At 62.1% G+C, this 9,209-nt stretch carries 11 protein-coding genes; 2 read left to right on the top strand and 9 right to left on the bottom strand.

Features of this window, described 5'->3' with window-relative positions:
* Positions 1 to 4: 4 nt before the first annotated feature.
* On the bottom strand, positions 5 to 730 hold the full coding sequence (gene fhuF / locus ACI512_RS19740) for a siderophore-iron reductase FhuF (protein WP_236380838.1): 726 nt from the start codon (positions 728 to 730) through the stop codon (positions 5 to 7).
* Positions 731 to 1,033: 303 nt separating this feature from the next.
* On the opposite strand from fhuF, the gene ACI512_RS19735 reads away from it, so the two are divergent.
* Positions 1,034 to 1,249 carry an MbtH family NRPS accessory protein gene (locus tag ACI512_RS19735; protein WP_231807570.1) on the top strand — a complete coding sequence of 72 codons (216 nt, stop codon included), beginning with the start codon at positions 1,034 to 1,036 and terminating at the stop codon, positions 1,247 to 1,249.
* A 166-nt stretch (positions 1,250 to 1,415) separates the two neighbouring features.
* Complete coding sequence (locus tag ACI512_RS19730) at positions 1,416 to 2,834, top strand: diaminobutyrate--2-oxoglutarate transaminase (protein WP_405121277.1); 1,419 nt, start codon at positions 1,416 to 1,418, stop codon at positions 2,832 to 2,834.
* Between the two features lie 454 nt (positions 2,835 to 3,288).
* Here the strand turns inward: ACI512_RS19730 and ACI512_RS19725 are convergent, their stop codons facing one another.
* The 8 genes from ACI512_RS19725 to ACI512_RS19690 are packed head-to-tail and all read right to left on the bottom strand — an operon-like array spanning position 3,289 to position 9,191.
* Positions 3,289 to 4,113 (bottom strand): DUF4198 domain-containing protein, encoded by an 825-nt coding sequence (locus tag ACI512_RS19725; protein WP_236380841.1) that lies wholly within the window; start codon positions 4,111 to 4,113, stop codon positions 3,289 to 3,291.
* 8 nt (positions 4,114 to 4,121) lie between these two features.
* Positions 4,122 to 4,445 (bottom strand): hypothetical protein, encoded by a 324-nt coding sequence (locus ACI512_RS19720; protein ID WP_046036333.1) that lies wholly within the window; start codon positions 4,443 to 4,445, stop codon positions 4,122 to 4,124.
* Between the two features lie 29 nt (positions 4,446 to 4,474).
* The gene (locus tag ACI512_RS19715) at positions 4,475 to 5,470 is read right to left on the bottom strand and encodes a metal ABC transporter substrate-binding protein (protein WP_236380844.1); all 996 of its coding nucleotides are present in this window, start codon (positions 5,468 to 5,470) and stop codon (positions 4,475 to 4,477) included.
* Positions 5,467 to 6,372 carry a metal ABC transporter permease gene (locus ACI512_RS19710; protein ID WP_236380847.1) on the bottom strand — a complete coding sequence of 302 codons (906 nt, stop codon included), beginning with the start codon at positions 6,370 to 6,372 and terminating at the stop codon, positions 5,467 to 5,469. Before ACI512_RS19710 ends, ACI512_RS19715 begins: the two co-directional genes overlap by 4 nt.
* Positions 6,369 to 7,049 carry a metal ABC transporter ATP-binding protein gene (locus tag ACI512_RS19705; protein ID WP_236380850.1) on the bottom strand — a complete coding sequence of 227 codons (681 nt, stop codon included), beginning with the start codon at positions 7,047 to 7,049 and terminating at the stop codon, positions 6,369 to 6,371. The genes ACI512_RS19710 and ACI512_RS19705 overlap by 4 nt, the downstream gene beginning before the upstream one ends.
* A 23-nt stretch (positions 7,050 to 7,072) precedes the next feature.
* The gene (locus ACI512_RS19700; protein WP_236380853.1) at positions 7,073 to 8,005 is read right to left on the bottom strand and encodes a metal ABC transporter solute-binding protein, Zn/Mn family; all 933 of its coding nucleotides are present in this window, start codon (positions 8,003 to 8,005) and stop codon (positions 7,073 to 7,075) included.
* Entirely contained in the window at positions 8,002 to 8,703 is a 702-nt protein-coding gene (locus tag ACI512_RS19695) for a DUF6162 family protein (RefSeq protein WP_405121276.1), read from the bottom strand. The genes ACI512_RS19700 and ACI512_RS19695 overlap by 4 nt, the downstream gene beginning before the upstream one ends.
* Positions 8,703 to 9,191, bottom strand: a complete 489-nt coding sequence (locus ACI512_RS19690; RefSeq protein ID WP_236383191.1) for a DUF6644 family protein — start codon at positions 9,189 to 9,191, stop codon at positions 8,703 to 8,705. The genes ACI512_RS19695 and ACI512_RS19690 overlap by 1 nt, the downstream gene beginning before the upstream one ends.
* Between the last annotated feature and the right edge of the window lie 18 nt (positions 9,192 to 9,209).

The raw sequence follows: 9,209 nt of genomic DNA, 5'->3' as shown, positions 1-9,209 counted from the left end.
CGGCTTATTCGGGTACTTTGTCGCGGTCGAGTGGGCAACTGCTGCAATAGCCGATGCCGGGCAGGCGGTAGCGAATGCAGCAGATACGGCGTAACCGCTGCGGTTCGTTAGCGCCGACGTCCTTGTAGTACACCGGGGCGAACAGCGGATTGCGCCGGCCATCGGGGCGCAGGCGGCTCTCCAGCACGGTTCTGGCCGGGGCTGCGCAATCGAACGTTGCCAATCGATGCAGTTCGATTTGGGTAGTGGCGAATTCGAAGAGGTTGCCGGCGTTGCTCCAGAACAGTCGTGGCGAGGCTTTCGAGACGCTGGCCATTACCTCGATCACCGGTTGCAGATGCCGCTCGATCAAGGCGTCGAAGCGCGCGAAGGGCGCGCTGGGTGGCAGAACGCTGCCTTCATGGGGCAGGTGCAGGCCAAGCGGCTTTCCCGCTGCCGAGAGGGTGACACCGACATCACTCAGGGCGATAGGCAACTCGCGCTGCAAGAGCAAGCTGGCCGCCACGGCGGGTGCTATGAAGCAGAAATACCATTTCGACCAGATAGAGGTCAGCGCTATGAAATCGTCGCTGCCGTGGCGGGCTGCCAGTTCACGAATGAACTCGGCGAAATAGTCCGGCTGAAACAGTTGCGAGCCGGCAATTGCCTGCTGTTGATCACTGGCCAGTTGCAGGTTTTCCCCATAGTCCGCCAGCGGGCCGCTGAACAGCGGGGCGAGGCTGGCGATCATCCTCGAGGCCCAGTGTCACCGTCAGGCGGCGTTGCGCAATACTTGGTCAGGGAGGCTGTGGGTCGAGGCATAGTCAGTCGCTTGCTGTTGAGACTCGTTATCACTGGTGGCGATCAGTATAAACAAACCGGGGGCATGCAGGCGAACTCTGTCTGTGACAGCAGGGGTCTGTGACAGCAGGGCGTGTAAACGCATCACGCCAATACCTAATGATAATTATTATTAACTGTATTATCCTACGGCCGCTCGCACGCGAAGCTTACCCTACGAGCACTCGCACCTTCAGTGGAAACGGAGTGGAACATGAGTCTGGACAGTCCTGACACGCGATTTTTGGTTGTAGTCAACTTCGAGGAGCAGTATTCCCTCTGGCCGGATTACAAGGAGATACCGCAAGGCTGGCGCGCGGCCGGCAAGCAGGGCAGCAAGGAGGAGTGCCTGGCCTATATCGAGTCGGCCTGGACTGACATGCGGCCTTTGAGCTTGCGTCAAGCCATGCAGCCCCAGGATCGCGGCTGATGCCTTGCGCACCCATTGAGCTGGTCATGGCCTTGCAGGTGACGTTGCCCGGTAGCCGATAGCAGCAACTTGGAATCGCCTGAGTTGGCTGGGCGTTCGCGGCATGACGCACGTTCCGGCAGCGTCGTCAGATAACGCGCTATCCGCGCGACACGAGGATGCACTCATGAATGCAATCACCCCGATCACCAACACCGCGCTCGAACTCCAGTACCGGCACACCGGGCTAAGCCAGCGCTACTGCCTGGACAGCACGCCGGCATTGCAGCGGCAAATGCAGCGTGAGTCGAATGCGCGCAGCTACCCACGGCGCATACCGCTGGAGCTCAAGCGGGCGCAGGGGGTGTACGTTGAGGACTCGCGGGGGCAGGTGTACATCGATTGCCTGGCCGGTGCCGGTACCCTGGCGTTGGGGCACAATCACCCGGTGACCGTTGAGGCGATCCAGAAGACCCTGGCCTCGGGCATACCGCTACATGCCCTCGATCTGAGTACGCCGATCAAGGATGCCTTCGTAGAGACGATTTTCGATCTGCTGCCTGGCGACTTCGCCAGGGACGCGCGCATCCAGTTCTGTGGCCCCACGGGGGCGGACGCCGTGGAGGCGGCGCTCAAGCTGTCGCGCACGGCAACCGGGCGGCAGAGCATCCTGGCGTTCCATGGTGCCTATCACGGTATGACCCTCGGCACGCTGTCTGTGAGCGGCAACCTGGGGCCGAAGAATGCCTTGGGTGGGCTGCTGGCGGGGGTGCAATTCTTGCCGTATCCACATGACTACCGTTGCCCGTTCGGCCTGCGCGGCGAGCAGGCGATCGACGCCGGCCTGCATTACATCCGCCACCTGCTCGCCGACCCGGAAAGCGGCGTGACCCAGCCGGCGGCCATGATCCTGGAAACGGTACAGGGCGAGGGCGGGGTGATTTCCGCCCCTGATCGCTGGCTGCAAGGGCTGCGGGCGATCACGCGTGAGCACAGTGTTCCCCTGATTCTCGACGAGATCCAATGCGGTATCGGGCGCACCGGCGATCTGTTTGCCTTTGAGCGCAGCGCCATCACCCCTGATGTGGTGACGCTGTCGAAGGCCATTGGCGGTGGTCTGCCGCTGTCGGTGGTGGTCTACCGGGGCGAGCTGGATCAATGGCAGCCCGGTGCCCATGCCGGCACTTTCCGAGGTAATCAACTGGCCATGGCCGCTGGCGATGCCACCTTGCGCTTCATTCAGCGCGAAGGGATCTGCAGCCATGTGCGCAACGTCGGAGCACGCTTGCAGACGCTGCTGCACGGGCTGCAGGCCGAGTTCGACTGGATCGGCGACGTGCGCGGCCGTGGTCTGATGCTGGGTATGGAGATCATCGATCCTGCCAGCCAGGATGCCCTGGGCCAGCCCGCTACCGATGGCGAGCGGGCGCGCAAGCTACAACGTGCTTGTCTGGAACGTGGCCTGATCGTGGAACTGGGCGGCCGGCACGGCGCAACCGTTCGCTTCCTACCGCCGCTGATCATCAGCGAAGCGGAGGTTGATTTGGTTGGGCAGATTCTCTACCAGGCGTCGCAGAACGTGGAGATCGTCGCCGACGCGAGCTAGTCACCTTTAGCAAACCGTTTAAAAACGTAGGCGAGGCAGGCAAGACAATACCGATGGCAGCCCCGCAAAAACGGCCGAAAAAACGCAGTTTACGCGTTGTAAATGAGCATTGGCCTAACAAAAGGTAGAAACGATCAGATAAACAGCCCGATTGCCGATGTTTAGAGGCTATCGGGGTCGCCGTCATTGATCGCTCGAGCAGAAACTCGAAGAGACGAATGATTTGCCGCGATTTACCGAGCGCACCACTCTTTAAAATTCTTTGAGCGTGCGCCGCCAGTCTATTGTCCTCTTCAACTTCTTGTGACTTATCCATTTCACATCCTCACGGCGCCCGTCGCCATTGACGACACGGCGAATGATCTGGCGCTCCATAAGCATAGGCCCACCTTAACCAGGTGGGCCTCACACCCATACTCTGCAGCCCTTGGTCATCATGACTTTGGCGATCAGGTTATTTCATATCCCTGACTTGCACCCACAGCACCGCGTCCTGTGAAAGGGGTTTGCCTTTATAGGTTTTGGTCGCACCAATGTTCAGCGCTGCAATACCCCACCAGCCGGCACGGGGCAGGCCGATCGTGACGACGCCTTGGGCATCCGAATAGGTGCTCAGGGATTTGAACGAGGCTTGGGGGGCCGTGATGTAGTCCTGCTGGCCGAAGGCGTTGTTTTTGATATCGACCGAATGGTTGAGGTATTCGATTTCGATCTCGGCGAAGGGCACAGGCTTGCCGTCGGCCAGCACCACGGCGCGGAACACGCCGCCGGTCCAGTTGGCATAGGGCTTGTTCAAGGGTTGGATTTCAACCGGCAAGCCTTGCGGTTCCGACCAGTTGCCGGGTACGCCACCGACGTTCACGATCAGCTTGGTGAACTGCTGGATGTAGGAGTCTTCCGCAGTTTCCAGGTAGGGCTCGGGTTCAAGTACGAAGACATGGTCCCCCAGGGACCGTACCAATTCCCGTGGGATCGATGCACGATAGGCGCTTGCCTGATTATCGCGACTCTGCCACTGCACAGGACGCAGGTATTGGCGCAGGTCGACTTTATCCCCGCCGTGGGAACTGACGTGGTTGAAGACGAGGGGCGGCCCCATGTTCATCGTCGGCCCGGCAGAGAACGGGTGGGTGAATACGATGGCGAATTCCAGGTTGTCCGCGCGCGGCAGCGCGGTTTCGTCCACGTACAGCATCTGGAAGTGGGCCTGTGCGGCACCTGCCATGCAACCGAGTGTCGCGGCGGCGAGGGCGTGGAGCAGTCGTCGTTTGATGGGCATGGTGGTTTTCACTTGGTTATGTCAGAGGATTGGATCGTGGCGCCATGGTTCTCTCCCCCGAGAAACACCACGGAGTAGACGCCAGTGGGGGCCTGGAACGTGAAGCTATTGTCTTTATCGACAGTGCCTTCTATCAGCACCTTGTTGCTGGTGTCCTGGACATGGATCTTGCGGCCGACGGCGGAACTGCCGTCGGTGTAGCCGGCCTCACACTTCACCCAGTCATCGTGCTCGATATAGCAATCGAAAACGGGGCCATGGGCCAAGGCGGCCTGGCAGAACAGCAGGGCACTTGCCAGCAGCATCGGCTGGGCCAGATCTCGCGTTTTCATCAGGGTTGAGTCTCCATGGTCGAAGTTGATCACTGCGGTGTCGCGGCTTGAACGCCTGCCGCAGGGGCGCCGTCCGGCGCGAAGGCCGCCAGCAAGGCGTCCAGGTTGGCACTCAGCAGCGTTTCGTAGGCGTTGGAAGCGTCGGCGAGCATGCCCGGGTTGCCGATATCCAGGATCAGCAGACGTGCGCCACCGTCCTTGATGGCCTGGGCAATCCTGGCGTCAGGCGTCCACTTGTGGACCACTACACGGATCTCGCGCTCACGCAGGTAGTCGGTCAGGGCGGCGCGGTCGGCGTCAGTCCAGTCGATGTCCTGGCGCACGAACCAACCGTCCACATACACGCCGAACTCGCCGAACAGGTAGACCGGCTCGCTGGCCAGCGACAGCACGCGCAGGTCCGGCACCTTCAACAGCCGAGCACCGTAGTCGGCCTTCAGCTGGCGCAAGCGGCCGTCGAGTGCGACGAGGTTGCGCTCGATACGAGGCGCGTCGGTCGGGGACAGGCGTGCCAGGTCAGCTGCAATCAACGCCGACATGCGCATGGCATTGACCGGGCCAAGCCAGGCGTATGGCGACAGGCCGCCCTCGCCATTGCGGGCACCCGCCCAGGGCACATCGTTGGAGGGCACGCGATTCACGGCCACGCCGGGCTTGAAGCTGTCCCATGAGTGCGACGCATCGATTTCGACGACGCGCACGTTGTGGCGTCGAGCCGTCGCATACAGCGGATCAGCGCGCCATAGGCTGCTCAGGGTGACCACGGCGGCGGCCTTCTGGAACACCGCCGGCGGCAGGCGTGACAGCGCGTTGGCCTGGCTTTCCATGGGCACGGCGGCATCTATCGGTACACGCACGACCTCGATGTGCGTGCCTTCGCCGAGTGCCGAGGTGAGCGCATACAGCGCCGGCAGGGCGACCAGCACCTGTTGCTGGTCGACCTGCGCGAACGCCGACGGAGCGCCGCCCAGCAGCAATGCCAGCAGTGCCAGCCAAGGACGATTGGATAAGTTGAACCGTGTCATACGCTGGCCCCTTTGAACTGCGGCGCGGTGCCTCGAATGATGCTGGTGAACGCAAACACCAAGGCTGCGACGATCACGATGGCGCCGCCCGTGGGGACGGGAATATGGAACTGCATCGGTGCCAGAATGCCGACCACACAGGAAAAGGTCGCAATCACTACGGCCCAGGTGACCAGGCCTGGCAGTGAGTGGCTGATGTTGCGGGCGGCGGCTGCCGGTATCAGCAACAAAGCCTCCACCAACACCGCGCCGATGATCTTCAGGCAGGCGACCGTGACCAGGGTGACCAGCACCACGAACAGGTACTCGACGCTGCGCACCTTCACGCCGCGTGCATGGGCCAGGCTCTGGTTGAGGCTGGAGAGCAACATGCCGTTGTACAGCGGCAGACCGATCAACGCGCAAATCACCGTTACGCCCAGCAGTACGTTCATGTCGGTGTGGTCGACGGCCAGGATCGAGCCGAACAGCACACCTTCCATCACGTGCGTGTTGATTTTTGCCGACACGAACAGCAGCAATGAAGCACCCACCGCCAGCGAGATCGAGAGAAACACGCCGATCAGCGTGTCATTCGCCAGGGTGGTGCGGTGTTGCGTGTACTTGAGGGTCAGTGCGAACAGCAGGCAAAAACCGAACATCGAAAAGTAGGGCGAGGTGTAGGACTCGCCGATCAGCACGCCAATGGCCACGCCGGTCATCGCCGCATTGCCCACGGACTGGCTGAAGAACGCCATCCGCTTGATCATCACCATCGAACCCAACACCCCCAGCAACGGCCCGATCAGCACTGAGCACATCAACGCATTGATCACGAACTCGTATTCGAACGGTTGCGGCAACACGTGACTCGCGGCAAGCGCCTGGAGGTGGTCGCGAATGAAATCGTAAAAGGCATTCATCGAATGGCCTCCAGTCGGCTGTCGATCTGATCGGTGGGGCCGTGAAACAGCACCCGTTGGTTGATAACGGTCACGGACTGCGCGATACGCTTGACCTGTTCGAGGTCGTGGTTGATCCACAGGATGGTCACCCCGCAGCTGTTCAGCTCCGCCACCAGCGCCTCCACCAGGCGTACACCGGCCTCGTCGATCCCAGCGGTCGGTTCGTCAAGGATCAGCAGCCACGGCGCCGGGCTTATGGCCTGTGCCAGCAGCACGCGCTGACGCTGCCCGCCGGACAGGCTGCCAAACGGCTTTTTACCCATCCCCGCCATGCCGGCACGCACCAGGGCCTGGGCGTTGGCCGCCTTCGCAGCACGGCTTGCGCCGAGGAAGGCAGGTCGACGTTGACCCAGCAGGGCCATGAGATCGTTGACTGTCATCGGCACGTTGCGGTCGAAGTCCGGCAACTGCGGGACATAGCCCATGGGCGTAGTGAACTCACCCTCGAAGCGGATCGCCCCCGTATGCGGCATCTGCCCCAGCAACGCACGCACCAGTGAGGTCTTGCCGCCGCCGTTGGGGCCCACCAGGCAGTGCAAAGCGCCGGCTTCGATGCGCATGCTCACTTGGTCGAGCACCTGCGTACCTCCCAGTCGCAAGGAGACGTTGTCGAACACAATGGCGGGGCCGCGCATCGCGTAATCCTCCTTCAGCGCATTCATTGCTGGGTGTACTCAACGGCCTGTGCCAGGGTTTCGAGGTTTTCGCGCATCGCCACCTCGAACTCGTCCGCGCTGTAGGTATCGCCGGTGATATGGGACAGGGCGAACACCTTCACGCCGGTCGCGGCTTCGATGGGTTTGGCCAAGTCGAGGGAGAAGTTTTTCTCGGCGAACAGCACTTTGACGTTGGCCTTCTTGATCGCCTCGATGGTGTTGGCCAATTGGCGTGCCGTCGGCGCAACGCCATGGCGCGGCTCGATCACGGCGCTTACGAACAGGCCGAACTCCTGCATCATGTAGTCATAGCCGGCATGGGTCGTTGCACAGCGGAACGAAGACAGGTCCAGCGCGGCGAAGCGCGTCATGAAGCCTGCGCGCAGCTCGCGGATACGGCCCGCATACGTCAGGGCATTTTTTCGATACGCAGCTGCGTTGTCCGGGTCCAGCTCACCGAGCCGCCGAGCGATCTCGAACACCTGCTGTATTGCCGCCGTGGTAGAGACGAAGGTGTGCGGGTTGACCACCTTGACCCCTTCCTGGTCGCCACCGATGGGAATCAGCGCCACGGTGGCATTCGCCTGGATAATCGGCAGCGTTTGCGTGCGGCCGGCGGCCTTGATGATCTGGACGGCCCATTCATCGTGGCCGATGCCGTTGACCACCAGCACATCGATATTCATCGCGCGGGTAATGTCATCGGGCTGCGGCTGGTAGTTGTGCGGGTTAGCCTCTGCCGGGATCAGCGCAATGACCTCGGCCCGATCACCCACGATATTGGCCACGAAGCTGTAGTAGGGATGCAGGGTGATGCCGACCCTGAGCTTCTTCGCCGAGGCGAAGGCCGGGCCGGCAAGCGCGATGGCGGGTATCAACACCAGCAGTGCGATGCAACGGCGCCACAGGGCGCGGTGTGTCGTAGCAACAGTCATGGCAGGGTTCCTTTTACGCGTTCGATTTCACTGGCGCCGTCGTACGGGATGACTTGGCGCCACCCCTCGCTGACCAGGGATTCGGGCTTGACGATGGCGGGGTAGGGCGCGTTCGGGTCACGGTGCACCCAGATCGTCGCCTGGTTGGCCCACATCACCCCCGCATGGGCGTGACCGATGATCAGCAGGTACGCGCTCTGGCCCGGTGCATGGCCGCCAGAGCCGTAGTAGACCGTCGCGCCCTGACCCAGGGTGGCCTGGGACACGGCGCTGACGGTCTGGTCCGCCGCCGTGGCATCCTCCTCGCCGCGCTTATGGGCCAGGTGGGTGCCGGGCAGAATCAATTGCCAGTGCACCTCGCCATTGGCCTTCCAGAAGGCATCACGGTAGAAGGGCGGCAGCAACAGCTCCTGTGCACGCTCAAGGGTGATCCAGCCGCCGGTATCGTTATTGTTCCAGATGATTTCTTCACCGGCCGGTAGCAATGCACTGTGGATGGCCTGATCGGCCGCGCCCAAGCCATCGAAGGAGCGCACCTGCCAGCTCAGCGGGGTGGGCGGACCAACGCTTTCGGGGCGCAGCAGCACGTAGCCGGCCACGCCGGCGATGACGAGCAGAGTCGCCAGCACCAGGGCCAGGGACTCCCAGCCGCCCGAGCGCGGGCGCACTTGCGTGATTGCGGCGGTCGGGCGCGCCATCAGAGAAACGCAATCCAACGGCCCAGGAAGACCACGCCCGCCCACAACAGCAACGAGCTGAAGCCGGCCACACGCGCCTGGCGCGGAGGCGGCAGCGTCGTGTCCCATTCGGTAATTCGGCGAAAGGCTCCCAGGTGGAAGACCGCCATGTTGATCCCTGCCAGCATCAACAGGCCCATTTTGAAAAGAAACGCGGTGTTCTGCACATAGGTCGTGCCATTGGCGCAGAACATCAGCAGGCCGGTGATCACACAGGTCACGAACGCGACCCAGGTGTACGGCAGCAAGTCCTGGATCAGCTTCAGCGCGCCGCGCCGGTGGGCGGTCACGCCCAGCAAGCGCAGGTCGACGACGGCGATGGTGCCGTAGACGATGGCGATGCCGATCACATGCACCGACTCCAACATCGGGAATGCCGAGCCTGACTCGCGAATGAACGTCGCGACCGGCGTGTCCTGGACGGCTTGCAGCAGAGCTTGAATATTCATGGCGAATACCTGAGAACT

This window comes from Pseudomonas petroselini, assembly GCF_045037875.1.
GTDB lineage: Bacteria > Pseudomonadota > Gammaproteobacteria > Pseudomonadales > Pseudomonadaceae > Aquipseudomonas > Aquipseudomonas petroselini.
This window is presented reverse-complemented; position numbering and strand designations above follow the sequence as displayed.

Coding starts and splice junctions, on each gene's coding strand:
- fhuF (WP_236380838.1), bottom strand. CDS start 730: ATGATCGCCAGCCTCGCCCCGCTGTTCAGCGGCCCGCTGGCGGACTAT.
- ACI512_RS19735 (WP_231807570.1), top strand. CDS start 1,034: ATGAGTCTGGACAGTCCTGACACGCGATTTTTGGTTGTAGTCAACTTC.
- ACI512_RS19730 (WP_405121277.1), top strand. CDS start 1,416: ATGAATGCAATCACCCCGATCACCAACACCGCGCTCGAACTCCAGTAC.
- ACI512_RS19725 (WP_236380841.1), bottom strand. CDS start 4,113: ATGCCCATCAAACGACGACTGCTCCACGCCCTCGCCGCCGCGACACTC.
- ACI512_RS19720 (WP_046036333.1), bottom strand. CDS start 4,445: ATGAAAACGCGAGATCTGGCCCAGCCGATGCTGCTGGCAAGTGCCCTG.
- ACI512_RS19715 (WP_236380844.1), bottom strand. CDS start 5,470: ATGACACGGTTCAACTTATCCAATCGTCCTTGGCTGGCACTGCTGGCA.
- ACI512_RS19710 (WP_236380847.1), bottom strand. CDS start 6,372: ATGAATGCCTTTTACGATTTCATTCGCGACCACCTCCAGGCGCTTGCC.
- ACI512_RS19705 (WP_236380850.1), bottom strand. CDS start 7,049: ATGCGCGGCCCCGCCATTGTGTTCGACAACGTCTCCTTGCGACTGGGA.
- ACI512_RS19700 (WP_236380853.1), bottom strand. CDS start 8,005: ATGACTGTTGCTACGACACACCGCGCCCTGTGGCGCCGTTGCATCGCA.
- ACI512_RS19695 (WP_405121276.1), bottom strand. CDS start 8,703: ATGGCGCGCCCGACCGCCGCAATCACGCAAGTGCGCCCGCGCTCGGGC.
- ACI512_RS19690 (WP_236383191.1), bottom strand. CDS start 9,191: ATGAATATTCAAGCTCTGCTGCAAGCCGTCCAGGACACGCCGGTCGCG.